At 68.7% G+C, this 24,091-nt stretch carries 21 protein-coding genes and 1 tRNA gene; 9 read left to right on the top strand and 13 right to left on the bottom strand.

All coding sequences use genetic code 11. The features are described 5' to 3' along the window. Nucleotides 1-12 precede the first annotated feature (12 nt). Nucleotides 13-714, top strand: coding sequence for a tail fiber protein (locus NYP07_RS02495; protein WP_268147062.1), 702 nt, complete (start codon nucleotides 13-15; stop codon nucleotides 712-714). A 180-nt stretch (nucleotides 715-894) separates the two neighbouring features. On the opposite strand, the gene NYP07_RS02490 is transcribed toward NYP07_RS02495, so the two are convergent. Both NYP07_RS02490 and NYP07_RS02485 read right to left on the bottom strand, forming a co-directional pair. Continuing rightward, nucleotides 895-1,716, bottom strand: a complete 822-nt coding sequence (locus NYP07_RS02490) for a MipA/OmpV family protein (RefSeq protein WP_268147060.1) — start codon at nucleotides 1,714-1,716, stop codon at nucleotides 895-897. Between the two features lie 17 nt (nucleotides 1,717-1,733). Continuing rightward, a tRNA-Arg gene (locus NYP07_RS02485) sits at nucleotides 1,734-1,808 on the bottom strand. 173 nt (nucleotides 1,809-1,981) lie between these two features. Here NYP07_RS02485 and NYP07_RS02480 point away from each other — a divergent pair. Genes NYP07_RS02480 through NYP07_RS02470 form a run of 3 tightly spaced genes read left to right on the top strand, consistent with a single transcriptional unit; the run spans nucleotide 1,982 to nucleotide 3,134 of the window. Next, complete coding sequence (locus NYP07_RS02480; RefSeq protein ID WP_268147057.1) at nucleotides 1,982-2,425, top strand: ArsR/SmtB family transcription factor; 444 nt, start codon at nucleotides 1,982-1,984, stop codon at nucleotides 2,423-2,425. Further along, the gene (locus NYP07_RS02475; protein WP_268147053.1) at nucleotides 2,320-2,787 is read left to right on the top strand and encodes an SRPBCC family protein; all 468 of its coding nucleotides are present in this window, start codon (nucleotides 2,320-2,322) and stop codon (nucleotides 2,785-2,787) included. The genes NYP07_RS02480 and NYP07_RS02475 overlap by 106 nt, the downstream gene beginning before the upstream one ends. Continuing rightward, the gene (locus tag NYP07_RS02470) at nucleotides 2,787-3,134 is read left to right on the top strand and encodes a GFA family protein (protein ID WP_268147050.1); all 348 of its coding nucleotides are present in this window, start codon (nucleotides 2,787-2,789) and stop codon (nucleotides 3,132-3,134) included. Before NYP07_RS02475 ends, NYP07_RS02470 begins: the two co-directional genes overlap by 1 nt. Before the next feature lie 117 nt (nucleotides 3,135-3,251). Here NYP07_RS02470 and NYP07_RS02465 read toward each other — a convergent pair whose 3' ends face one another. From NYP07_RS02465 to NYP07_RS02440, 6 genes are all read right to left on the bottom strand, one after another. Further along, nucleotides 3,252-7,115 carry a translocation/assembly module TamB domain-containing protein gene (locus NYP07_RS02465; RefSeq protein ID WP_268147047.1) on the bottom strand — a complete coding sequence of 1,288 codons (3,864 nt, stop codon included), beginning with the start codon at nucleotides 7,113-7,115 and terminating at the stop codon, nucleotides 3,252-3,254. Between the two features lie 70 nt (nucleotides 7,116-7,185). Beyond that, a complete protein-coding gene (locus NYP07_RS02460) occupies nucleotides 7,186-9,006 on the bottom strand; it encodes an autotransporter assembly complex protein TamA (RefSeq protein ID WP_268147045.1) in 1,821 nt (606 codons plus the stop codon). 254 nt (nucleotides 9,007-9,260) lie between these two features. Beyond that, complete coding sequence (locus NYP07_RS02455) at nucleotides 9,261-10,451, bottom strand: vWA domain-containing protein (protein WP_268147043.1); 1,191 nt, start codon at nucleotides 10,449-10,451, stop codon at nucleotides 9,261-9,263. Between the two features lie 174 nt (nucleotides 10,452-10,625). Then, nucleotides 10,626-12,608: a S9 family peptidase gene (locus NYP07_RS02450; RefSeq protein ID WP_268147041.1), complete on the bottom strand. Its 1,983-nt coding sequence runs from the start codon at nucleotides 12,606-12,608 to the stop codon at nucleotides 10,626-10,628. Continuing rightward, complete coding sequence (locus tag NYP07_RS02445) at nucleotides 12,605-13,201, bottom strand: GNAT family N-acetyltransferase (RefSeq protein ID WP_268147039.1); 597 nt, start codon at nucleotides 13,199-13,201, stop codon at nucleotides 12,605-12,607. Before NYP07_RS02445 ends, NYP07_RS02450 begins: the two co-directional genes overlap by 4 nt. Next, the gene (locus tag NYP07_RS02440) at nucleotides 13,201-14,055 is read right to left on the bottom strand and encodes an AAA family ATPase (RefSeq protein WP_268147035.1); all 855 of its coding nucleotides are present in this window, start codon (nucleotides 14,053-14,055) and stop codon (nucleotides 13,201-13,203) included. The genes NYP07_RS02445 and NYP07_RS02440 overlap by 1 nt, the downstream gene beginning before the upstream one ends. Nucleotides 14,056-14,144: 89 nt before the next feature. Between NYP07_RS02440 and NYP07_RS02435 the strand changes: the two genes are divergently transcribed. From NYP07_RS02435 to NYP07_RS02425, 3 genes are all read left to right on the top strand, one after another. Next, nucleotides 14,145-14,789, top strand: a complete 645-nt coding sequence (locus NYP07_RS02435) for a c-type cytochrome (RefSeq protein ID WP_378990158.1) — start codon at nucleotides 14,145-14,147, stop codon at nucleotides 14,787-14,789. Nucleotides 14,790-14,977: 188 nt separating this feature from the next. After that, complete coding sequence (locus tag NYP07_RS02430) at nucleotides 14,978-16,147, top strand: HD-GYP domain-containing protein (RefSeq protein ID WP_378990156.1); 1,170 nt, start codon at nucleotides 14,978-14,980, stop codon at nucleotides 16,145-16,147. Between the two features lie 62 nt (nucleotides 16,148-16,209). Further along, complete coding sequence (locus NYP07_RS02425) at nucleotides 16,210-17,778, top strand: ABC transporter substrate-binding protein (RefSeq protein WP_268147032.1); 1,569 nt, start codon at nucleotides 16,210-16,212, stop codon at nucleotides 17,776-17,778. Nucleotides 17,779-18,361: 583 nt separating this feature from the next. On the opposite strand, the gene NYP07_RS02420 is transcribed toward NYP07_RS02425, so the two are convergent. Next, complete coding sequence (locus NYP07_RS02420; RefSeq protein WP_268147031.1) at nucleotides 18,362-18,964, bottom strand: recombinase family protein; 603 nt, start codon at nucleotides 18,962-18,964, stop codon at nucleotides 18,362-18,364. 120 nt (nucleotides 18,965-19,084) lie between these two features. Between NYP07_RS02420 and NYP07_RS02415 the strand changes: the two genes are divergently transcribed. Continuing rightward, nucleotides 19,085-19,279 (top strand): hypothetical protein, encoded by a 195-nt coding sequence (locus tag NYP07_RS02415; protein WP_268147030.1) that lies wholly within the window; start codon nucleotides 19,085-19,087, stop codon nucleotides 19,277-19,279. 107 nt (nucleotides 19,280-19,386) lie between these two features. Next, nucleotides 19,387-19,755 (top strand): hypothetical protein, encoded by a 369-nt coding sequence (locus NYP07_RS02410; protein ID WP_268147028.1) that lies wholly within the window; start codon nucleotides 19,387-19,389, stop codon nucleotides 19,753-19,755. Here the strand turns inward: NYP07_RS02410 and NYP07_RS02405 are convergent. From NYP07_RS02405 to NYP07_RS02390, 4 genes are all read right to left on the bottom strand, one after another. Continuing rightward, a complete protein-coding gene (locus NYP07_RS02405; protein WP_268147025.1) occupies nucleotides 19,745-20,605 on the bottom strand; it encodes a rolling circle replication-associated protein in 861 nt (286 codons plus the stop codon). The two genes, NYP07_RS02410 and NYP07_RS02405, sit on opposite strands and share 11 nt — an antisense overlap. Before the next feature lie 503 nt (nucleotides 20,606-21,108). After that, nucleotides 21,109-22,353: a zonular occludens toxin domain-containing protein gene (locus NYP07_RS02400; protein ID WP_268147023.1), complete on the bottom strand. Its 1,245-nt coding sequence runs from the start codon at nucleotides 22,351-22,353 to the stop codon at nucleotides 21,109-21,111. A gap of 1 nt (nucleotide 22,354) precedes the next feature. Next, nucleotides 22,355-22,639, bottom strand: coding sequence for a DUF2523 family protein (locus tag NYP07_RS02395; RefSeq protein ID WP_268147021.1), 285 nt, complete (start codon nucleotides 22,637-22,639; stop codon nucleotides 22,355-22,357). Then, nucleotides 22,639-24,006 carry a virulence factor TspB C-terminal domain-related protein gene (locus NYP07_RS02390; RefSeq protein WP_268147019.1) on the bottom strand — a complete coding sequence of 456 codons (1,368 nt, stop codon included), beginning with the start codon at nucleotides 24,004-24,006 and terminating at the stop codon, nucleotides 22,639-22,641. The genes NYP07_RS02395 and NYP07_RS02390 overlap by 1 nt, the downstream gene beginning before the upstream one ends. Nucleotides 24,007-24,091 lie beyond the last annotated feature (85 nt).

Genomic DNA, 24,091 nt, shown 5'->3' with positions numbered 1-24,091 from the left:
AGGAGAGTTTGAATGCATCGAATTGACGGACCTGCAGCGGCGCCTGGCGGACATTTCACGGACGGCGACCCCAACACCGGTGTGCCGGCGACCATCGTCTCGCAGGCCTGGGCCGAGGCCGTCCAGGAGGAGCTGGCGGGAGTCATCGAGGCCACCGGCGCCGCGCTCGCCAAGCCCAACAACACGCAGTTGCTGGCGGCCATCAAATACTTCACTGACGCCGCCTTCCCGCCGGGCTTCATCGCCTATGACGCTGGTAGCGTGGCGCCCCCTGGCTGGTCTCTGGCCGACGGCGGCGAGTTGGACCGTGTGGCTTACGCACGGCTGTTCGCACGCATCGGCACGACCTACGGCGCCGGCAACGGCACCACCACCTTCAACAAGCCCGAGATCCGCAGCGAGTTCATACGCGCCCTCGACGCCGGGCGTGGCATCGATGCTGGCCGCCTGGTCGGCTCCGCGCAGGCTGGCCAGGTCCAACGCCACAAGCACATGGTGCCTTGGGGGGAGTGGGCGCCTTCCTCGCTCGGTGCTGGGCCGTTTGGCAACTCGAACACCGGCGGGAAGAAGGGCTCCGGTAATACCGACAGTGACGACTACTGGTACCACTCCAACGATGGCAGCGACTACGACGGCGTCATCAATCCGGCCGGCGTCGTGGGCAACGAGACGAGGCCGCGCAACGTGGCCTTCTACGCCCTGATCAAGTTGTAAGCCGGCGGAGTTTGCGACACTTGGTTTGATGCCTCATACCAAGTGTCGTGATGCCTCAGACCAATTGGCGCTTTACACAAGCCGGCCCGCCCTGGCGATGTGCTTGCGGCTCGATGCCGCAAGCATCGCCGTCCCCCAGGGGGACCGGCCAAGGTACTCCTTGGACGAGGGGCTTAATTTTCAAAACTGGTGCCAGACACTGACGATGAAGGAGGGCTGGTCGAGGCTGCGCGTCAGCGGCGAGCGGGTGGCCTGACCGACGAGGCGGGCGTGCAGCCATTGCCCGTTGACGGACCAGTTGCCGGAGAACTTGTGCTCGGCGCTGAGCGCGACGCTCCAGTCCAGCCAGCCGCTGTGCGGGCGGAACACGGGCAGGCCGCTGGCGGCAGACTCGCCCGCCCCGACGCCGTAGCTGCCGCGCAGATGCGCCGCGTTGGCATAGGTGGCGGCCAGGCTGATGGCCAGCAGCTCGTCGCCGAGCGGGAGGCCGCTGGTGGCGCCGAGTTCGAACTGGCCGCCGTTGCGATGGCGGCCGCTGCCCCAGGACAGGCCGGACTGCAGCAGCAGCTCGGGCATGACCTGGGTGTTGGCGAACAGCTGCGTGATCAGCCGCGAGCCCAGGCTTTGCACGCCCGGCGGCGACTCGCGCCGCGAACGGCCCGATTGCGGCCACATGCGCGCGCCGAACTGCCATTGCCTGGCGGCCTCGCCTTCCAGCAACTGGGGCGCGAGGTTCCAGCCCACGCCGGTGTCGGTGGCGACGAAGACGCCGCTCGGCGATTCGTAGTCCAGCGCCGGCAGCAGCGAATGGCGCTCGCGCGCGCTGCCCGGCGCCCGCGGCCAGCCGCGCCAGGACATGCCGGCCGACCAGGTGGCCTTGGCCGGCGGCGCGTCCAGCAGCAGCAGCGTGCCGGCGGCCCTGGCCTGTGGCGCGGCGCAGGCCAGGGCCAGGCACAGCAGCGGGATCGGGGAGGGGCAGTGGGCGCGGAAGTAGACAGCCATGGAGCAGCAGGTGATGCTGGTCCCTCCGACAGGAATCGAACCTGTATCTGCCGCTTAGGAGGCGGCCGTTCTATCCATTGAACTACGGAGAGCCCTCGGCCCGGGGCCGGAAAGGCGCGGATTCTCGCACGGGCTCGGCGGCGATGGCGGCGCGTGTGGTGCGGCGGACGGGGGCGGGACTGTAGCGTCGCGCCGAAATCCGGTGCCGCCGATCTTTTTGCTGACGGCTTGACAACGCGGTGTCCGTCGACAAATACTAAACCAAATGGTTAATAAAAAAGATGCCCAGCTCGATCTCGTGTTCGCCGCGCTGTCCGACGCGACGCGGCGGCGCGTGCTGGAGCAGCTCGGCGGCGGCGGGGCCTGCGTCAGCGAGCTGGCGGCGTCGCACGACATGTCGCTGCCGGGCTTCATCAAGCACCTCGCCGTGCTGGAGGCCGCCGGCCTCATCGCGCGGGCCAAGGAGGGGCGGGTCGTGCGCTGCGAGCTCGATGCCGCGCCCATGCAGGCCGCCGCGGCCTGGATCTCGCACTACGAGCATTTCTGGGGCGGGCAGCTCGATGCGCTCGGCCGTTATCTGCACCATCAACAGGAAGTCATGCCATGCAAGACAGCACAGAGCAAGCCGCGGCCCAGGTCCGCTTCGACCGGCACTACCCCGTCGCCGTCGAGAAAGTCTGGCGCGCCTGGACCGACCCGCAGGCGCTGAGCCGCTGGTTCTTCGCCGGCCGCCCCGGCGCCGTCGTCGAGGCCGAGATCGACCTGCGCGTGGGCGGGCGCTACCGCATCCTCACGCGGCTGCCCGACGGCGAGACGCACGACGTCGGCGGCGAATACCAGGAGGTCGTGCCGCAGCGCCGCCTCGTCTTCAGCTGGGCCTGGCACAGCACGCCCGAGCGCGTGTCGCGCGTGAGCCTGGATTTCGTGGCCGAAGACGGCGGCACGGCGCTGCACTTCGTGCATGACCGCTTCTTCGACGACGCGGCCCGCGCCAACCACGAGCGCGGCTGGCAGCCGGCCATCGACAAGCTCGGCGCGGTGCTGCTTCAACCCGATCTGCAGGAGGCCTGATGACTCATTCCGGAAGCTGCCACTGCGGCCGCATCAGGTTCGAGGTCGATGGCGACATCGGCTCGGCGCTCTCGTGCAATTGCTCGATCTGCCAGCGCAAGGGCTCGCTGCTGTGGTTCGTGCCGCGCGCGGCGCTGCGCCTGCTGGCGCCCGAGAGCGACACGGCCAGCTACACCTTCAACAAGCACGTCATCCAGCACCGCTTCTGCCCGACCTGCGGCATCCACCCCTACGGCGAAGGCCAGGGGCCCGACGGCGACGCGATGGCGGCGGTCAACATCCGCTGCATCGAGGGCATCGACCTCGCGGCGGTGCCGGTCACGCACTTCGACGGCAGGTCGAAGTAGCTCCGAGGCGTCGTGCATGAATCGCGGACCGGCGCCGGGCCGCCCCTAGCCGGCCCGCAGGCGATGTGCTTGCGGCTCAATGCCGCAAGCATCGCCATCCCCCCGGGCGAGGGGTGTTCAGTCCCACTTCCACTGCCAGATCACGTCCAGCGCGTTGTCGTCGCCGCCCTGGGCGCGCAGCGTGAAGCGCTGGGCGATGCGGTAGATCAGCTGCCAGCTGCCCGTCGTCGCGTTCAGGCTGCGCTCGTAGCCCACATACCAGCGCCTGGAGAGCTGCTTGCCCAGGCGCACGATGGTGGCGCGGGTGTCGTCGTCGCTCTGGGCCAGCGAGAGTTCGTCCAGCCCGAGGTTGCGCAGCACCTTGCCGGTCGGGCCCTCGCCCTCGCCGCTGAGCAGCGCCAGCGCGGCGCGCTGCAGCAGGGCCGTGTCGGTGCGGCCCAGGCCGTCGGGGCCGCGGCCGAGCAGCAGCCAGGAGAGCTTGTCGGTGTCGGCCATGTCGGGCTCGGAATAGAGGCTCACGCGCGGCGCCAGCGCCGTGCCGGCCACGCGCACGCCGACGCGGATGTCGAGGTTGGGGCGCACGGCCAGCAGGTCGAGCGCGGGGTTGTCGAAGGCGCCGGTGAAGTTGATGTCGCTGCGCTCGATGTCCAGCTTCTGCCCGTAGGCCGCGTACTGGCCGCCGTTGGCGTCGAGGTGGCCGGTCACGCGCAGCGGGCCGTTGTTCTGCGTGGCCTTCAGCTCGCCGCGCAGTTGGGTCGTCAGGCCGCGCCCGCGCACCTTGAAGTCGCTGCCGAAGTCCACGGCCAGGTTGACGACGCTGTTGCGCACCGCCTTGGGCGCCGGTGGCGCGGTGGGGGCGCTGTCGCCGGGACTGCGCGTGCCGCGCAGCACCGTGACGTCGTCGGCCAGGGCCGGCGCGTCGGCGCGGCTGAAGTCGAACAGGCCTTCGTCGGCGCGCAGCCGGCCGTCGAGCTTGAGCCCTTGGGCATCGAGGTCGAGGGTGGCGTCGCCGCTGGCGACGATGCGGCGGTCCACGCGCGACAGCACGCGCAGCCTGTCGGCCGTCAGCCGGAGGTGGGCGCTGGGCTGGGCGCCGAGCTCGGCCCGGCCGCTGGCGCGCAGCCAGCCGTCGCCGCCGCGGGCTTCGAGCCGGGTCAGCTCGGCGTGCTGGCCCTGCAGTGCCAGCGCGAAGTGGCCCTCGGTCACGTCCACGCCGTAGAGCAGATGGCGCAGGGCCAGGCCCTGGCCCTCGGCGCGGCCGTTCAGGTCGGGCGTGCCGAGGCGCCCGCCGAGCTGCACGGTGGCCGCGGCGCGGCCACCCAGGCGCCAGCCGGCCGGCACCCAGCGGCCCCAGGTCGCGAGGTCGGCGACGTTGGCCTGCAGCACGCCTTCCATCGGCGTGTTCGCGTCGGGCCACAGGCCGGCGGGGCGCAGCGTCAGCGCGCCGCCGAGGCTGCCGAGATCCTTGCCGGCAAGGCCTTCGGCGAAACGCCAGACGCCGTCGTGCACGTTCAGCGCGATGCGCAGATCGGTCAGGCCCAGCGCGCGCGGCCCGAACTCGTCGGTCACGCGCAGGTCGCCGCCCTGGCGTTCGATCATCACGTCGGCCGTCAGCCTGTCGTTCAGCAGCAGCGTGGCATGGCCGGCCATGCGCAGGTCGCCGCCCCAGCCGAAGTCGGGCTGCCAGCGCGCCAGCAGCGGCGCGGCGGCGAGGTCTTCGAGCTGCAGCTCGGCGCGCAGCTCGGGATGCTCGCCGCCGGTCCAGTTCAGCGCCTGCCAGCGCACGAAGGCGCCGCCGACCTCGGCGCGACCCGGCTCGGCCGCGAGCTGCGGACCGGCGCCGGCCCAGCGCAGGCCGATGTCGCGCGCGGCCAGCAGGGCCGGCGTGCCGGGGCGCAGCGGGCCGATGTCGAGCTGGGCGATGCGGCCGGCCCAGGCCTGGCCGTCCCAGCGGCCGCGGGCCTGGAGCTGGGCGTTCAGGTCCAGGTCGCCGGCGTCGCGCGGCAGGCGGCCGTTGACCTGGGCCTTCAGCTCGTGGGCGCTGCGCCGGCCCTGCAGGTCGAGCTTGACGCCGGCGAGCTGGGCGTGCGGGCTGCGCAGCTGGCCGATGTCGAGGCTGAGCGCGACGGGACCATCGCCGTCGGCGCCGGGCAGGGGCAGCTCCCAGCGCGCCTTGGCGCTGGCGATGCTGGCGCCCAGGGCCTGGGCCGAGGCCAGCGCGAGCCGCCCGCTGCCGCCGGCCTGCCAGCCCCTGGCGGTGCGCAGCAGCTGGAAGCTGCCGTCGGCATCGGCCTGGCCGGCGACGGGCGGCTGGCCGAACAGCGCTATCACGGGGTTGAGCTCGGCCAGCGCGCCGGCCTTCAGCGCGGCCGTGCCGGTGAGGGCCTCCGGCGCCGCCTGGCCGCCTGACTGCAGGCGGTTGCTGCCCAGGCGGGCGTCGATGTCGAAGGCGGCCGGGGCCGCGGCGCTGTCGCGCTTCAGCGTGGCATGGCCTTCCAGCGCCAGGCCGGCGAGCTGGCCGGGCAGCAGGCGGGTGTCGACGCGGCCGCTCAGGCTGGCGGCGGTCGTGCCGCGCAGGTCGAGGTCGGCATCGGCGTTGAGCCGCGTCGGGCCGGGCAGGCGGGCCCAGGCCGAGGCGGGCGCGCCGCGCCACAGCAGATGGGGGTCGAGCTGGCGCAGCTCGGCATGCAGCTGCAGCGCGCCGCCGGTGTCGAGCCGGCCGCGGGCCTGCAGCGTTGCGTCGCCGCTGGCCAGCTGGATGTTCTCGATCTGCCAGGCCTTGCCCTCGCCCTGCGCGCGGGCCTGCAGGCGCAGCGGGCGGTCCTGCAGCGTGCCGCCCAGGTCCAGCCGCGCCGACAGTGGGCCGGCCTTGCTGCCGGACAGCGTCAGCGGGCCGTCCAGCCGCGCGGGTGTGGCGCGCGCGTCCAGCGCCTCGGGGCGCAGGCCCTGCACGCGGGCGTCGAGCTGCCAGCGGCCGTCGGCATCGAGCCGGCCCTGGCCCTGCACGCGGGCGCCGCCGGCCAGCTCGGCGTCCAGCGTGGTCAGGCGCAGGCGGGTGGGCTGGTCGGGGCGGCCGGCCAGCACGATGGCCAGGCGGGCGACGGGCAGGGCCCGCTGGTCCCAGCGGCCGGCGGCGCCGTTGCGCAGCTCGGCCTGCAGCGTGGCCTCGGCGTCGTAGGCGGGCGCCCGGAGGCGGGCCGTGCCGGTCAGGGCCGTGCGCGGCAGGCCGGGCGCGAAGGGGGCGAGGTCGAGCTGGTCGGCGCGCAGCTGCAGCGCGTTGACGGGCCAGCGCGCAAAGGGCTGGACCTCGCCATCGGCCTGCAGCGCCTGGTGGGCGGCCTGCAGCTCGGCCTTGGCCTTGAGCCGGGCGAGCGGGCCGGTGACGGTGGCCACGGCCAGCCAGGGCAGCTCGGTGGCCTCGGCCTGCAGCAGGCGCAGCGTCGCGTCGGTCTGCAGCGGCGCGGCGCTGGCGATGCGGGCCTCGCCGGCCAGGTTCAGGTGTTGCCAGCGCGCGGCCTTGAGCTGGAGGTGGTGGATGCCGTCGCGGGGCAGGTTGACCTCGGCCTCCAGGCCGAGCAGCGGGGCCTGGTCGGGCGCCCAGCTCAGCTTCGCGATGCGCAGGCTGGTGATGTGGACGGCCAGGGGCAGGCCGAGGTCGGCCGGCGCGGCCAGCGGCGTGTCGCCGGGCTCGCTGTGCACGCTCAGCTCGTCTGCGACCAGCTCGCGGGCGAGCAACTGCCGCTCGCCGATGGCGATGCCCAGGCCCCGCCAGCGCAGGCCGCGCAGCTCGGCCGAGCCGCCGGGCCAGCTCAGTTGCAGGCGGCGGGCGCTGAAGTCGCCCAGCAGCGTGCCTTCGGGCGCTTCCACCTGCACGCCGGGCAGCCCCGCCAGCAGCCAGGCGCTGCCGGCGGGGCGGTGCAGCAGCCAGGCGACGAAGGCCACGGCGGCTGCGCTCAGCAGCGCCAGTGCGATCAGCAGCATGCGCAGGATTCGCCAGGTGCGCGTCACAGCGTGATCCCCACGCTGTTCGGCGAAGCCGCAGCGTCTGGCTTCACAGCGTGATCCCCACGCTGAAATGCAGCCGCCACTTGCCGGTTTCCACGGCGCGGGCGAGGTCCACGCGCAGCGGGCCGACCGGGCTGCGCCAGCGCACGCCGGCGCCGACGCCGACGACGGCGTGGTAGTCCGTCCAGCGCGAGGCGGCGTTGCCGGCGTCGACGAACAGCGCGCCCCACAGGCTGGGCATGCCGATCGTGAAGGGCCGCGCGACCTCCAGGCTGCCGGCGGCCAGCACGCGGCCGCCGACGGTCAGGCCGTTCTTCTGCGGGCCGAGGCTGCGGTAGGCATAGCCGCGCACGGAGTCGTCGCCGCCGGCGAGGAAGAGCAGCTTCTCGGGCACGCCGACGCTGTCGTGCACGACGACCTGGTCCACCTCGGCGCGTGCCGAGCCGTACCAGTTCGCGCCGAGGGGCTTGTAGGCGCCGAGCTTGAGCTGCAGGCGCGCGAAGGGGCCGCTGTCGTCCGTGCCGCCGCCGCGCGCATAGCCCAGGCCGACGAGGGCCAGGCTCTGGTAGCCGTCGGTGGGCAGCAGGCTGCTGTCCAGGCGGCGGCGTATCCACTGCTGGTTGGCGGACAGCGCGAGGTTGGTGTTGACCTGCGCGCCCGTGGTCTCGCGGGCGCGCAGCAGTTCGACGTAGCTCAGGCGCTCGTCCTGCGTGGCCTCGTAGAGCCGGCCCAGGCGCAGGCCGAGGTTGGTCGCCACGGTGTCGCCGGAACGAGTCTGCTCGAACTGCGTGGACGCGAGGTTGCGGTGCAGGTCGGGCTGGGGATGGGAGCTGAGTTCGAGCTCGGCGCTGTTCAGGTTGCGGCTGAGCTGGAGCTTGCTGCGCGCACGCAGGGGCAGGTCGAAGGGGCGGCGGTGCAGGTGCTCGACGCTGATGCTCTGGCCGTTGTTGCTGTGGTAGCCCACGGCGACGGTGGCCTGCTGCAGCGCGGACTCGGTGACGCTGACCTGCACGGGGTTGCTGCCGTCGGCGTCCAGCGTGTCGGTGAGCAACTGCACGCGCACCGCGTCGAAGAGCTGGGTCTTGGCCAGGCGCTCCTGGAACTCGGCCAGCTTCTGCTCGGTGTAGGCGTCGCCGGTGCCGAAGCCGGCCAGGCGTTCGACGGTGTCGCGGCTCTGGCGCTTCAGGCCCTCGATGCGCAGCGCGCCGAGCCGCGCGCGCCTGCCGCTGGCGAGCACGAGGTGCAGCTCGGCGGCCTGCGCGTCGGGGTCGACGCGCGCGGCCGTCTCGCCCCAGCGCGCCAGCGGGAAGCCGCCGGTGCGGGCGTGCAGCAGCAGCTCGCTCTTGGCCGCAGCCCATTGCGGCTGCGTGAACGCGGCGCCTTCCTTCAGCGGCCAGGCCCGGCGCAGGCCGTCGCGCAGCGCGGCGGCCTCGTCCTCGGCCAGGCCCTCGGTGAAGTCGAGCTCGACCTTGCCGACCCGCATGACCGGCCCGGTCCTGACGACGAGGCGCAGCCGGGTCGCGTCGGCCGGGTCGCGGTCGACATCGGCCCTGGCGCTGAAATAGCCCTCGGTCTCCAGCAGGGCCTCGGCCTGCGCGGGCGCCGCGGCGGCCAGGCGCGCCAGCTCGACGCGGCTCAGCGCGGCCTCGCTGGCGCGGTAGCGGGCGAGGTCGAGGTTCTGCAGCAGCAGCGCGCGCAGCTCGCTGGCGCGGTCGCCGTCGACGCGGATGTCGAGGCTGTAGACGGCGGGAGCGTCGGCGGGGATGCCGGGCGCGGCTTCGGCTTGCGGCGGCTGGGGCGCCTTCGTCGCACAGCCACTCAGCACCGCCACGAGCAGCAGGGCGACAAGGAGTCTGGGGGGCGGCATGTGTGGCCCGCGTTGGGTCTGGCAGGGGGCGCGGGCTAGGCGTCGAGGAGGCCGCGGGCTCGCGCCCGCAACGACGAGCAACAACGCCCGCGCCCCCTGCCAAACCCAACCCGAAGGGCCAGGGCGATTTGCGGCATCCGGCGGCGTTGCCGGCTCCTTGCGTGGCGCCTGCCACGCCGCGTCACCTGCGCCTTGCCGGATGCCGCAACTCGTCCTGGCGCGGGCCGCACATGCCGCCCCCCAGACTCCTCGCGTCATTTACTGAGCAGCCGCATCGCGCCTTCCAGGCCGGAGAGGGTCAGCGGGAACATGCGCTGCTGCATCAGTTGCTGGATCAGCGCGATGCTCTGCCGGTACTGCCAGACGCCTTGCGGCTCGGGGTTGATCCACGCGTACTTGGGGAAGGCGTGGGTGAGGCGCTGCAGCCATTCGGCACCGGCCTCGTCGTTGTTGTATTCGACGCTGCCGCCGACCTGCAGGATCTCGTAGGGGCTCATCGTCGCGTCGCCGACGAAGACGAGCTTGTAGTCCTTGTTGTACTTGCGGATCAGGTCGAAGGTGCTGAGCTTCTCGGCGAAGCGGCGCCGGTTGTTCTTCCAGACGAAGTCGTAGACGCAGTTGTGGAAGTAATAGAACTCCAGGTGCTTGAACTCGCTCTTGCAGGCCGAGAACAGCTCCTCGACGCGGTGGATGTGCTCGTCCATCGTGCCGCCCACGTCCATCAGCAGCAGCACCTTGACCTTGTTGTGGCGCTCGGGCTGCATGCGGATGTCCAGCAGCCCGGCGCTGGCGGCCGTGCCGTGGATGGTGCCGTCCAGGTCCAGCTCCAGCTCCGAGCCCTCGCGTGCGAAGCGGCGCAGCCGGCGCAGCGCGACCTTGATGTTGCGCGTGCCCAGCTCCAGCGTGTCGTCGTAGTCGCGGTAGGCGCGCTGCTCCCAGACCTTGACGGCGCTTTTTCCCCCGCCCTTGCCGCCGATGCGGATGCCCTGGGGGTTGTAGCCCGAGTTGCCGAAGGGGCTGGTGCCACCGGTGCCGATCCAGCGGTTGCCGCCTTCGTGGCGCTCCTTCTGTTCCTCGAAACGCTTCTTCAGCGTCTCCATCAGCTCGTCCCAGCCCATCTTCTCGATGGCGGCCTTCTGCTCGGGCGTGAGCTCCAGTTCCAGCTGCTTGCGCAGCCACTCCAGCGGCACCTCGGCGCTGAAGTCGGTCAGCATCTCCACGCCCTTGAAGTAGGCGGCGAAGGCGCGGTCGAACTTGTCGTACTGGGTCTCGTCTTTGACCAGCGTGGCGCGGGCCAGGTGGTAGAAGTCATCGATGCTCGCGACGCCGCCGTCCTCGGGCGACGCGATGACGCCGGCCTGCAGCGCCTCCAGCAGCGTCAGGTACTCGGGCACCGTCACCTTGAGCTTGGCGGCGCGCAGCGTGTAGAAGAACTGGATCAGCATCGTCAGGGCTCCATTGAGCGCTCGCGCCATTCACAGCGCATCAAACCTGCGGGCCGAGCGCCGGGCCGCTCCCAAGCCGGCCCGTCCGGCGATGTGCGAGCGGGGCAAGCCCCGCGAGCATCGCCGTCCCCTCGGGGGACCGGCCAAGGTACTCCTTGGACGAGGGGTTTCATGTCAGCTCGCGTACTTCTTCAGCCAGGCGAAGAACTCACCGTACCAGAGTCGACTGTTGCGGGCTTTCAGTACCCAGTGGTTTTCGTCGGGAAACCAGACCAGCCGGGCCGGCACGCCGAGGCTTTTCAGCGTGTTGTAGTGGGCCAGGCCCTGGGCGTCGGGCACGCGGTAGTCGAGCTGGCCGTGGATGACGAGGGTGGGCGTGCTGAAGTTCTTGGCGAAGGTGTCGGGGCTTTGCGCGGCCACCTTGGCCGGGTCGTCCCAGCAGGCCGCGCCCAGCTCCTTGCGGTGCCAGTCGTAGGCGTCGTCGGCGACCATGGCCGGCCAGTCGTAGCAGCCGGCGTGGCAGACATAGGCCTGGTAGCGGCCGGCCTCCACATGGCCGTTCATCCACGCGACCATATGGCCGCCGTAGCTGCCGCCGGCGGCGACCACGCGTTTCCTGTCCACCCAGCGTTTCTTCAGCAGCCAGTCGGTGCCGGCCTCGACGTCCTGCAGCTCGTACTCGCCCCAGCGGCCGGTGATGCAGTCGAGGAACTCGAAGCCGAAGCTCGATGAGCCGTGGTAGTTCACGCAGGCGACGACATAGCCGCCGTTGGCGAACACCTGGTGGTTCCAGCGCCAGTGCCAGCCGTCGCCGAAGGCCGTGTGCGGACCGCCGTGGATTAGCTGCATGACGGCGTGCTTCTTCTTCGCGTCGAAGCCGGGCGGATAGACCAGCCACATCTGCACCGCGTCGCCGCGTGCGCCGGTGATCATCACTTCCTCGTGGCGGCCGAAGGCGTGGGCGGCCAGGCGCTCATCGTTCAGCGCCTCCATGCGGCGCAGGCCGTCCTCGCCGAGCACGGACAGCCGCGGCGGGAACTGCAGGCTGTCGTGGTTGATGACGACGAAGTCGGCGGCGAGCGCGAAGCTGCCGACATGGCCGCCCTCGAAGATGGGCTCGGCCAGCCGGTCGCCGAGGCCGAACCGCCACAGATGGCGGCGGCCGCGGTCCTCGGCGGCGAACAGCACGGATTGGTCGTCCGCGGCCCAGCGCAGCGGCGCGGCGACTTCGTGGTCCCAGTCCTCGCTGAAGACGGCCCAGCGGCCCTGCTGGTCCAGCACGGCGAGCTGGTGGGGCCGGTTGTGGCCGAGCGCCTGCTGGCTGGCCAGGAAGGCGAGATGGGCGCCGCCATGGCTGTAGCAGGGCGCGTCGAAGTCCCAGTCGGCGTCCTGCAGCAGCACCTGGGCCTGGCGCGTGCGCACGTCGATCTCGGCCAGCGCGAAGCGGCCGTCCGTGCGCTTGTCGGTGGCCGGGTCGAAGCAGAAGGCGATGCGGCGGCCGTCGGGTGCGATGTCGAAGCCGTTCGCATCCGGCTCGGTGCGGCTGAGTTCCCAGGCCGTGCCCTCGAACAGGTCGCGCACCCGGCCCGTGGCCAGGTCCATCACATGCAGATGCGGCACGCGGCCCATCGGGATGTGGTGGTCCCAGAAGCGGTAGAGGGCCGCGTCGGTGACATAGGCGGTTTCCTTGCGGGCCTTGAAGTCCTTCAGCGCCTCGGCCTGAGCGGCGGCCCTGCGGTCGGGCCAGACCCAGGATACGAAGGCGATGTGCCGGCCGTCCGGGAACCACTTGAAGGCCTCGACGCCGGTGGCCACCTGGCCGACGCGGCGCGCCTCGCCGCCATCGGGCGCGATGACGTAGAGCTGGGCCTCCTCGTCGGCCGCGCCGCCTTGCGCGCGCCTGGCCGTGAAGGCGATCAGGTCGCCGCGCGGGCTCCACTGCGGGTTGCCGTCCTTCTCGCCGGCCTCGGTCAGGCGGCGCGGCGCGCCGCCCAGCGTCGAGAACAGCCACAGGCTGGCCTGCGCCCTGTTGGCCTCCATCGAGTGGCGCGTGACGCCGGCCACGGCCTGGGCGCCGTCGGGGGCGAGGCTGGGCTCGCCGATGCGGTCCAGGGCCCAGAGCGCGTCGACGTCGAAGGCCTTGGCGGCTTGCTTCATGCGCGGGGTCGGCTCAGCTGCCAGTTCAGATGCGCCTTGACCTCGGGCCATTCGCCCACGGTCAGGCTGTACATGACGCTGTCGCGCACCGTGCCGTCGCGGCGCAGCGCGTGGTGGCGCAGCACGCCGTCGCGCTTGGCGCCGAGGCGCTCGATGGCGCGCTGCGAGGCGTGGTTGAAGTTGTCGGTGCGCCAGCCCACGAGTTGCGCGCCCAGGGTCTCGAAGGCATGGCTCAGCAGCAGCAGCTTGGCCGTCGTGTTGACGGCGCTGCGCTGCACGCGCCGGGCATACCAGGTGTAGCCGATCTCGACGCGGTCTATGGCCGGCACGATGTCGTGATAGCTGGTCGAGCCCAGCACCTCGCCGCTGGCCGCGTCCAGCACGGCGAAGGGCAGGCGGTGGCCGTCGGCTTGGCCCCGGAGCGCGGTCTCGACATAGGCGCGTGTCTGCACGGGCTCGGGCACGCTGGAGAAGCGCAGATTCCACAGCTCGCCGTCGGCCGCCGCGGCCTGCAGGCCGGGCACGTGGTCCAGCGCCAGCGGCACGAGGCGGATCGGCCCTGCCGCCAGCGTCAGGGGAAGGACGGCCTGCATCAGCGGTTGTTCCTCTGCATGAAGACCAGCTTCTCGAACAGGGTCAGGTCCTGCTCGTTCTTCAAGAGCGCGCCCACCAGCGGCGGGATGCTGACCTTTTCGTCCCTGGCCTGCAGCGCGTCCACGGGCACGTCCTCGGCGACGAGCAGCTTCAGCCAGTCGATCAGCTCCGACGTGCTGGGCTTCTTCTTCAGGCCGGGCAGGTTGCGCACGTCGTAGAAGTTCTTCAGCGCGGCGGCGAGCAGGTCTTTCTTCAAGGTCGGGAAGTGCACGTCGACGATCTTGCGCATCGTCTCGGCGTCGGGAAACCTGATGTAGTGGAAGAAGCAGCGGCGCAGGAAGGCGTCGGGCAGCTCCTTCTCGTTGTTGGACGTGATGAAGACCAGCGGCCGGTGCCGGGCCTTGACGAGCTGGCGCGTCTCGTAGACGTAGAACTCCATGCGGTCGATCTCGCGCAGCAGGTCGTTCGGGAACTCGATGTCGGCCTTGTCGATCTCGTCGATCAGCAGCACGACCGGGCGGTCCGCCTCGAAGGCCTGCCACAGCACGCCCTTGACGATGTAGTTCTCGATGTTCCTGACGCGCTCGCTGCCCTCGATGCCGGCGAGCTGGCTGTCGCGCAGCCGGCTGACGGCGTCGTACTCGTACAGGCCCTGCTGGGCCTTGGTCGTGCTCTTGATATGCCACTGCAGCAGCGGCATGCCGAGGGCGGACGCGACCTCCTCGGCCAGCATGGTCTTGCCCGTGCCGGGCTCGCCCTTGACGAGCAGCGGACGCTGCAGCGTGGCCGCGGCATTGACCGCGAGCATCAGGTCGGCGGTGGCGACGTACTGGTCGGAACCTTGGAATTTCATGGGGGAAAACCGGGGTTTGAAGGGGGCCGGACCAGTATAGGAGCCCTCCTATAATCGCCGCCGCTCAAGAACCCGACACCCATCGAGACATGAAAAAACTGCTGAAGATGTCGTTCGTCCTGGCCACCCTGCTTGGCGCTTTTGCCGCCCAGGCTCAGGATGCGAAGGCGGGTGAGAAGAAGGTGGCGATGTGCATCGGCTGCCATGGCATCGCGGGCTATCAGGCCAGCTTCCCCGAGATCCACAAGGTGCCGATGATCGCGGGCCAGAACGCCAAGTACATCGCGTCGGCCCTGCATGCCTATGCCAAGGGCGAGCGCAGGCACCCGACGATGCGCGGCATCGCCGGCTCGCTGAACGACCAGGACATCGCCGACGTCGCCGCCTTCTATGAACAGCAGGCCCAGGCGCCCGCCGTGCCCGACACCCCTGTCGAGGCGCCGGCCCAGGTGGCCGAGCTGCTGAAGAAGGGCGCCTGCATCTCCTGCCACGGCGCCAACTTCAGCAAGCCCATCGACCCCAGCTACCCCAAGCTGGCCGGCCAGCATGCCGACTACCTGAGCGTTGCGCTGAAGGCCTACAAGACCGAAGGCAACCCCAATGTCGGCCGCGGCAACGCCATCATGGCCGGCCAGGTCAAGCAGTTCAGCAACGCCGAGCTGAAGGCCATCGCCGCCTACATCGCCTCGCTGCCGAGCGAGCTGCGCACGGTGCCGCAGAACAAGTTCCGCTGACCGGCCCCGCGCCGCCGCCCAGGAGCCGCCCCGCGAGGGCGGCTTTTTGCTGGGTGCTGGGAAGCGGGCCGAGCGTGCAGGGCTGCACGCTCGCCGGCTCCCGCGTCCCGCCGATGGCGCGGATACTCGGCGCGAGAGTCGCGCTTGCAATGTTGAAAAAGATTCCCACCTCCGAAGCCAGGCTCGGGATGTTCCTGCAGGCTCTCGAGGGCTCCTGGCTGTCGCATCCGTTCTGGAAGACCAGCTTCGTGCTGACGGAGGAGGCCGACCTGGCGGCGCTCAAGGCCAGCGGCGTGGCGGCGGTGTGGATCGATGTCGACAGGGGATGCGATGTCGGGCCCGTGGCGGCGCCGGCGGCCGTGCCCGCGCGGCCTGCGGCACCGGCCGCTGCACCGGCCGCCGCGCGCCAGCCCAATGCCCATTTCGAGGACGAGATCGGCCGCGCGGCCGAGGTGCTGCACCGCTCCCGGCAGGCCGTGACGGCGCTGTTCACGGAGGCCCGCCTGGGCAATGCCATCGATTCGGAAAGCTGCCTGCCCATCGTCGAGCAGGTCGCGTCGTCGCTGGCGCGCAACCCGTCGGCCTTCATCAGCCTGGCCCGGCTGAAGACGCGGGACGACTACACGTACATGCACTCGGTCGCCGTCTGCGGCCTGATGGTGTCCCTGGCCCGGCAGATGGGCATGGGCGACGCCGAGGCGCGCGAGGCCGGGCTGGCCGGGCTGCTGCACGACGTCGGCAAGATGCAGATGCCGCTGGAGGTGCTGAACAAGCCCGGCTCGCTGACCGATGCCGAGTTCAGCGTGATGCGCAGCCATCCGGAGCGCGGCTGGGAGCTGCTGAAGGAAGGCGCCAAGGTGCCGGCCACCGCGCTGGACGTCTGCCTGCACCACCACGAGAAGATCGACGGCACCGGCTACCCCCACAAGCTGGCCGGCGAGCAGATCAGCCTGCTGGCGCGCATGGGCGCCGTCTGCGACGTCTATGACGCGATCACATCCACGCGGCCCTACAAGGCGGCCTGGGATCCGGCCGGCTCGCTGCAGCGCATGGCGCAGTGGAAGGGCCAGTTCGACCCGGCTGTCTTCCAGGCCTTCGTGAAGAGCGTCGGCATCTACCCGACCGGCACGCTGGTGCGCCTGCAGTCGGGCCGGCTGGCCGTGGTGGTGGACCAGAACCCCGCGTCGCTGGTGGCGCCGCGGGTCAAGGTCTTCTATTCGACCAAGTCGAACATGCCCATCCCGGTGCAGTTGCTGGACCTCGCCGCCCCCGGCACATCGGACCGCATCGCCGGCCGTGAGCCGCCCGAGAACTGGGGCTTCAACTACCTGGAAGACTTCTGGAACCCCAAGAATTAGCCGCCGGCGCAGGGGCATCCGGGCCCTCCTAAACTGGCCGCCCTGCAGTCGGGAGAACCGTGATGAAGCGATGGTTGGGCATGGCCTTGCTGGCATGGGCCTGTGGCGCGTCGGCGCAGACGCTGCGCTGGGCCGGTGCGGGCGACCCGCAGACGCTGGACCCGCACTCGCAGAACGAGAGCCTGACCAATGTCGTCAACGGCCAGATCTACGAGCGCCTGACCAATCGCGACGCCAAGCTGGCCCTGGTGCCCGGCCTGGCCACGTCCTGGTCCCAGACCGGGCCGCTGAGCTGGCGCTTCAAGCTGCGCCCCGGCGTGAAGTTCCACGACGGCACGCCGCTGACGGCGGACGATGTCGTCTTCTCGGTGCAGCGCGCCAAGGAGCCGACCTCGCAGATCGCCAACTACGCCAATGCCGTGGGCGTGGCCCGGCGCGCGGACGATCTGACGGTGGACTTCCAGCTCTCCAGCTTCAACCCCGTCTTCCTGCAGCACATCGACCAGCTCTGGATCATGAGCCGCAAATGGTGCGAGGCCCATCGCGCCGTCAAGCCGCTGGACTTCAAGAACAAGGAGGAGGGCTACGCGGCGCTGAACGCCAACGGCACCGGCCCCTTCATGCTGGCGAGCCGCCAGCCCGGCATCAGGACCGTGCTCAGGCGCAACCCGAACTGGTGGAACAAGTTCGAGGGCAATGTGCAGGAACTCGTCTTCACGCCCATCGCCAGCGACGCGACGCGGCTGGCCGCGCTGGTGTCGGGCGAGGTCGACTTCGTGCACGACCCGGCGCCGCGCGACGTGGCCCGGCTGCGCAACACGGCCGGCGTGAAGATCATCGACGGCCCGGAGAACCGCCTCGTCTTCATCGGCATGGACCAGGCGCGCGACAGGCTGCTCTACGGCAACGTGCCCGGCAACCGCAACCCCTTCAAGGACCAGCGCGTGCGCCGCGCCCTCTACCAGGCCATCGACATCGAGGCCCTGCGCAGCAAGCTGATGAGAGGCCTGTCCACCCCCACCGGCGGGCTGACGCCGTCGGCCAACGCCTCCTTCGACGATCCCGCGCTGCAGACGCGCCTGCCCTACGACCTGGCCGCTGCCCGCAGGCTGATGGCCGAGGCAGGCTTTGCCGATGGCTTCGAGGTGACGCTGGACTGCCCCAACAACCGCTACATCAACGACGAGCAGATCTGCATCGCGCTGGCCGCGATGTGGGCCCAGCTCAAGGTCAAGGTCAAGGTCAACGCGATGCCGCGGGCGCTCTATTTCCCCAAGCTGGAGAAGCTGGACACCAGCCTCTACATGTATGGCTGGGGCGGCAGCGTGACGGACGCCGAGACGGCGCTGACGCCGCTCTACCGCAACCGCGGCGAGAAAGGCGTGGGCGACTACAACTACGGCGATTTCCGCAACGACCGTGCCGATGCGCTGGCCGCGCAGAGCAGCGTCGAGCCCGACCCGAAGAAGCGCGAGACCCAGATCCGCGGCGCGCTGGCGGCGCTGCGCGAGCAGGTCAACGTGATCCCGCTGCACCGCCAGGTCATCCCCTGGGCGGCGCAGGCGAACGTGACGCCGGTGCACCGCCCGGACAACTGGCTGGAACTCGCCTGGGTGCAGATCGGCCGCTGATCTGGGCCTCTGATGCGGCGTGGCAATCCAAGTGCTCGCCAGGCGAAGCGACGCAGTGAGCGCTTTGGCGGCGAGGCCGGATCGCGGCTCACTGCGCCCTCTACGGCGGGGCGGCTATGCGGCAGCAGCCAGTTGCGATCGTTGGCTGGCTGACTGTGGCGACCAGTCCAGTTGCCTGCCGAAGCCAGCTTGACCATTTGGCTTCAGCCTCGGACGGTTGTGGCCAGCGCTCGACAAACTCGGCGGCGTGCTCAACCGCCACCTGCCTCGGGAGCTTCATTCCCCAGCGCGGCACGGCCGGCATGGAATGATTGCAACGCCCCTTCGAACCAGTCGGCTTTCGGTCCGCGGCGGCAAGCCAGGTACCGGCGATGTGCGCACGCTGAAAAGAAAACAGCCCTTGCGGCACCGTTGAACTTAAGGTTTGCCCCTGCGAAATGAACTTAAGACCTGCATCAGGCGCAAGTCAATGCTTCAAGTCGCAGGAGCCGCACGGCTGCGATGGGCTTGTGGCGGAAGCGGTGATTTCCGAACCAGTCAAGAGGGTAAAAACACCAACGAAAAAAACAACAGAAAGGGGCCGTTAGGCCCCTTCGTTTTGCCAGTCGCGCCGCGCTACAGCCGGCGAATCGGGGCGCTCCCGTCGCAAGATGACCCGCTTGATTGACGACAGGTGAACACCGTGCGAGGCCGCCAGCTCGGTCATGGTGTACCCACCCGAAGCCCACTTTCGGTAAACCTGCGCCTCCACAGCGGAGGACAGTGAGCGCGGCCGACCGCAGTGGACACCCCGCGCGGCGGCAGCACCCTGGCCAGCCATACTTCTCTCCCGGATCATTGACCGCTCAAACTCAGCGAAGGCGCCGAGCAGGTGCATCATCATCCGGCCAGCCGGTGAGCCCGTGTCTATGGGCTCCGTGAGGCTACGAAAGCCAGCGCCAGCCCGCTCGATCCGATCCAGGATGCGCAGCAGATCTGCCAGAGACCGCGCGAACCTGTCCACCTTATAGACCAGCACAACGTCGCCCGGCCGAAGGCCATCCAGAAGGACCTCAAGCGCTGGCCGCGACTTCAGCGAGCTACGCTTTTCCTCAACGATCCGGCGAACCTTTGCGCGTCGCAAAGCGTCACGCTGCAGCGTCGTTTCCTGTTCGCTAGAAGACACACGGGCATATCCGATCAGCACTGTAGTTAAACCCCCCGAGGCGACCCTAATCAAACCAGGGCCAGACCAATCCAAAGAAAAACGCGTATGGCCAACGCAACAGAAACCCCCTGTACCCTAGCGGCTTGACTGGAGGGACCAATGGGAATCGAAGACCGTGACTGGTACAGAGACGAACTGCGCAAGCGAACCGGCTACAAAGAACGCGCCAAGTTCCGAATCAACCTAGGACAGCAGCAGAAGCAGACCGCGTGGACGGAGTTCTGGACACGGGCCGCCTGCGTGATCGCACTCATCGTTGCCGCCGCCTATGTAGCGCGCATCCTGATTCGATAACGCGTTACGATATAGCTATCAATTGCGTAACGCGTTAGCTAAATACAATTAGCGTAACGCGTTGCGATACTCTATAGTTCACCCATCGAATCGCAACGGGTGACGAAATGAAGCAAGCCGAGGACAAGAAGACAAAGGAACTCCCGGGACTGGGGCGCCGAGGCCGGCCGCCAGTCGGTGAAAGAGCCATGACGCCGGCAGAGCGCCAGAAAGCCTATCGAGAACGCCTGGCCGAGGAACGGTACGACAACAACGCCCGCGACCTGTCACGCGTTACGATAATGAAGCAGCTTGTTGACTGCTTCGACCAGCTCGACCGACGCCCGCCAGACACGGACCTCAGCGAGGGCGCCAAGTACCGCGCTGAAGAGCTGCTGGCCGAACTCGCAACGCGTTACGAATTAGACTGCTACAAGATCAATCGGCGCGTGAAGGCCGAGAAGGTCAAGCCACTTTCGGCACGCGTTACGAAATAGGTGGGCCCTCGGTCGACAGGAAAAACACATCGCCCCAGCGAGAGAGCCAGGTCATGAGCTCGCAGGGACCAGCGGCCACATCGTCAAAGACAAGCCCAATCAGCTCGGCGAGCTGGGCATCGCGGAAACGCATACGGACGGCCTCAGGTATCTCGATACCGGCGCTACCGCTGTAGCGGTTCGACCAGTCGTCACCGTCCTCAAAGGCCTTGAGCATGTACTTTGAGAGGTAGGCCGCGAGCTTGCCGACAGACCGCTGCGACCAGCGCTTACGAAGCTTCTGATTAATTGAGCCACCAAGATCCCCAGTAACGCTACGCCAGATCGCGAGCACGACAGGAAAACTCTTTACCTTGACACCGTTGGCAGCAGCAAGCTGGCGCGGCAAAGCGTGGACAGCCATATGCACATGCCAAGCACCGCGTTTCTGCCGCTCAAAAGCGGCAACGTAGACGAAGCCAGGGAGAGCGCGGCGGATGCGGCGAACGAACTCCTTCATATGCCGCTTACAGAGCGCCAGGTCGGTCTGATTCTCGCGGTAGGTGAGGGTCAGGAGGGCGTCGAGGCCCAGGACTTTCACCGAGCGACGAACGCGGGTCTTTGCGCGACGCGCGGCGCGCTGACGGTTTGCCTCGCGGCGCTCATCAGCCTTTTCCTCGCGATCACGGTCGGCCATTTGCTGCCAGTCATCACCAAACAGCTGCTGGAGGTGCGGGGGCACCTCTTGCCAGACCGTAGGGCGCGAGATGACGGCCTCTTTGTGGCCATTGCCCAACTGATAGGTCCGAACAACCCACTCATCCTCGGCTGGCTTGCTTTCGAACCAGATGCCTGCTACATTTTTTAGCACTGGACGTGCCTCCTACTTTTCGTTCAGTCACCGCCCCCGGACTTTTTGCAGAAGTCGCGGGGGTTTTCTTTTGCCCCATGCAGGGGCCTAAAACAACGTCAGGGCCGCCGAACAGGTCGGGCTGGACCCAGAGGCTCACCGGAGCCACAAAAACGTCCCATGGGCGTCCGATTCGGGCCAGAGGAACCAACCCCAGCCGCAGCACTCTTCGCAGCGGCCAAGGTCATCAAATCCCTTGCCTTCACAGGCCGGGCAGCGCCACGACAGCCTGTGTGTTCCAAAGTGTCCTAGAGATAAATATAGGCGGCGCTGCGCGCCGCCGTCCTCGCGCTGCTCAGCCGCCGGCTGCGCCAGCGCGCCCGAATCCAGTCTTGATGGCGCGGGGCACCAGCGGGCGCATGCGCAGCGCAGGGCACGCGGCAGGCAGCGGACTGCGGCGGAGGGCCGAGGTCTAGATGGGGCCTTGCAGCCGCATACCCCCGCCACCAGGCAGCGGCAGGGCGTCATGTCACGGACCCCGAGGACGCCGCGGCCGCAGGCGAGGCGGCGCGCTCAACGACGCCGCGCTGGCCGCAGCTCAGCACGCGCTCCCGATCACCGAAACGCAGCAGGCCGGCACATGGAGCCACGGCCGTATACGAGTAGCCAGCGTGCACAAGTTCAGCAAGCGTGACGGTAGCGATGCGCTGGCCATCCTGCACGAGCCCGAAGTAGGCCACGGGCTTGCCGTTGACCTCATAGCCGCCTTCGATCTGAAGGCCACGGCCGGCATAGGGCTCACGGTCCAGCCGATACGCGTCAGCCTCCGTGACCGGCCAGGCTGAGCCCGTGCGACCACCTGGCGAGGCGCCAGAGGCGTTTTGCGCAGGCTGCGGGGGGGTAGACGGCGCCGCAGCCGTCGAAACGGCCGCAGGGGCGCCCGGAGCCGGCGCATGGTGCGACCTGCCCCACACCAACCACCAGAAGAAGTAGCCGGTACCGATCAGCGCGGGGATGAGGACGAAGGCCGCCAGCGGCAACCTCATCGAAAATTTGTTGTGGAGCTGACTCGACTTGTAGAGGCCATAAGCCGTCTTGTCGTGCTGCCACATCCGACCGGTGGCCTTGTTGATCCGGTCGGGATTCGACACCTTGTCCCATTGGTACACCATGCACCTGGCCGTGCCGAAGATGCGGCGCACATCCTCATGAGGGCCAACAAGGTTGCGAACGTTGACATGGAGAAGCTGCGGATGTTGAGTCATGTAGATGAACTCAACGCCGTAATGCCGAGCTGTCTCCAACTGCGCGATGAACTTTGGGATGCGCCGACCGCTGGCCATTGGCCTGAAGAGGCGCTGGCATTCATCGATGACGATCACATCGCCAGGCGCGCACCAGGTCCACCAATTGACCGCGGTGCAGATGTTCGGCTCTGCACCGTCGTCATCGGGACCGCAGGCCACCCAGCCGAGCGCCTGGCTCTTCGAGTTGACGACGACTCTTCGCACGAACTGAATGGGCGGGTCGCTGGGATTGCGCAGGGCAGTGGCCCACTCATCGACGAAGACCTCGGGATCGATCTCCGGCACCTCCATCAACTCATGGTCGAGCAGCAGCTCCGGGATGCCGCCGTTGACCAGGCGGCGGGGGATGTCGCGGCCCTTGTAGTTGACGGTCTGGTCAGCGAGCGGCCGGAGCTTCGTCGCCACGACGAAGAGGGTCTTGCCGTGGCCGTTCAGGCCAGTGACGAGATTGTGGACGCCCATGTCAGCCCAGGCCCGCGAGACGGACGGCCTTCGTCAAGCCGAACAGGGTCACCGTGAATGTCACCGCGCCGAAGACCATGCCGAGGGCTGTCCAGCAGCCAGCAAGGCCGGCAATCTGCATGATGGCCGTCGGCACGGAGCCGAGAGACATCAAGACCAAGCCCTTGATCTGATCGACGGCAAGCGATGCGCCAATGATGCTGACGACGCCGAACCCAAGCGACGCCAGGACGCGAGCGGCCATGGGCGCGGCGAGACTAGCGATTGCAGCAAGAAGGCCGTTCATCACGCGTTCCTCAGCGCTGCGGTGACCATCAAGAGCGCGACCAGGGCGCCGGCTGCGATCACAAGAGGCTTGAGCCTTGTCGCGGTATCGCAGGCGTCGCGATAGGTGAGGGTGATGGCAGGACCAGTACGCTGCTGGATCACGAGGTCAGAGGGACAAGATGCACCGAAGCCGAGAGACTCGGTTTGCCACGAAAGTTGGCTTTGGGTTTTCTTCACCGTGTCGTCGGGTGGCGAGCCAAGGCCCATGCAGCCAACGCGCTCGGGGTGAAGGTCGCAAGGGTCCTTAGGTTCCTTGTCCGGACTGGGGCCAGATGTCGTCGTGCTGCTGGACGACGTAGAGCCGTCATTGTTGATGACGGTCGTCGTCACGGTCGTGTCGTAAGTAATCTGGTCGCCGTCATAGTGATACGAGTAGGTAGGCGTCTGCGTGGACGTTGACGTTCCTTTTGCATCTGTTGTCGTCGTCGAAACCGGCTGACCAGTTTGTGTGGCGGGACCAGTCGTCCTAATGGTCGAGGGCACCGCCTGACCATGCTCGACCGCCTCACGAAGGGCACCAGGCAGCGCCGTGTCGTCGTCAGGCGGCGGGTAGACGATGACGCGGCGCTGAGCCTCTTCAACCGTGACCGGCTGCGAATAGTTCCCGGTCGGACACAGCCCATCCGGTCCGGGTGGGCCACCGGGAGTGCTGTAGGCCGGGTCATAGAAATTAACCACCGCAGGGCAAAGCCCAATCGTGCCAACCTGCGCCACTGGAATCGTGGCCGTAGAACCATCGGAAATCGTCGGATAACCGGGCCGCGAACTACCGACCGAATAGTCAAACGTGCAAGCCGTAGGCGTGCACGAAGTGAGCGTGCTAACTCTCCAACGATGTGCACCATTTACGTCGACGTAGTCGTAATCGTAAAACTTGATAGCCAACTTGCACGCGGCTTCTGGAGACGTCCCATCGAAGCTCGACTTACCGTCCGGCGAAACGCCACAGTTGTACTTCGGGTGCTGCTCTTGCGGCTGGCCTGGATCGGCAACGAGGCCACCATTGCCATCCGGCTTGACGCCGTACTTCCGGTAGAAGTAGTACGCCCCGGCAGCCACGCCGGCCGCAATCGCGGCGCAAACGACAGGCGCCTTCAAGCAGCGGGCCACCGCGCCGGCCGCGTCCGCGACCTTGACGACCTGCTGAACACGAGCGGGAACGGCGCCTCCACGGCCAGCAATCTGGAGCGCCTCTTCGACACTTGTCGTGCCGTTGACCATTCGGCCGAGCCAGATACGCGTCGCATCGGGCGACGAGCCCGGCGCGGGCGGAATGACTTTCCAGCCGCCGCCAGGCAGCGGCACCGTTGTCGGAGCGCCGTTCATGAGAACGAAATCCGAGCCGGCGTGCGCGGTGAGGGTTAGTCCCAGCCCTGCACAGAGAACCAGATGAGCCCAGCGACGAGCACGA

It is taken from the genome of Pelomonas aquatica (genome assembly GCF_026712205.1).
GTDB classification, from domain to species: Bacteria; Pseudomonadota; Gammaproteobacteria; order Burkholderiales; family Burkholderiaceae_C; genus Pelomonas; species Pelomonas aquatica.
Note: the sequence above shows the minus strand (reverse complement) of the source record. Positions and strands in the feature narration are given on the sequence as shown.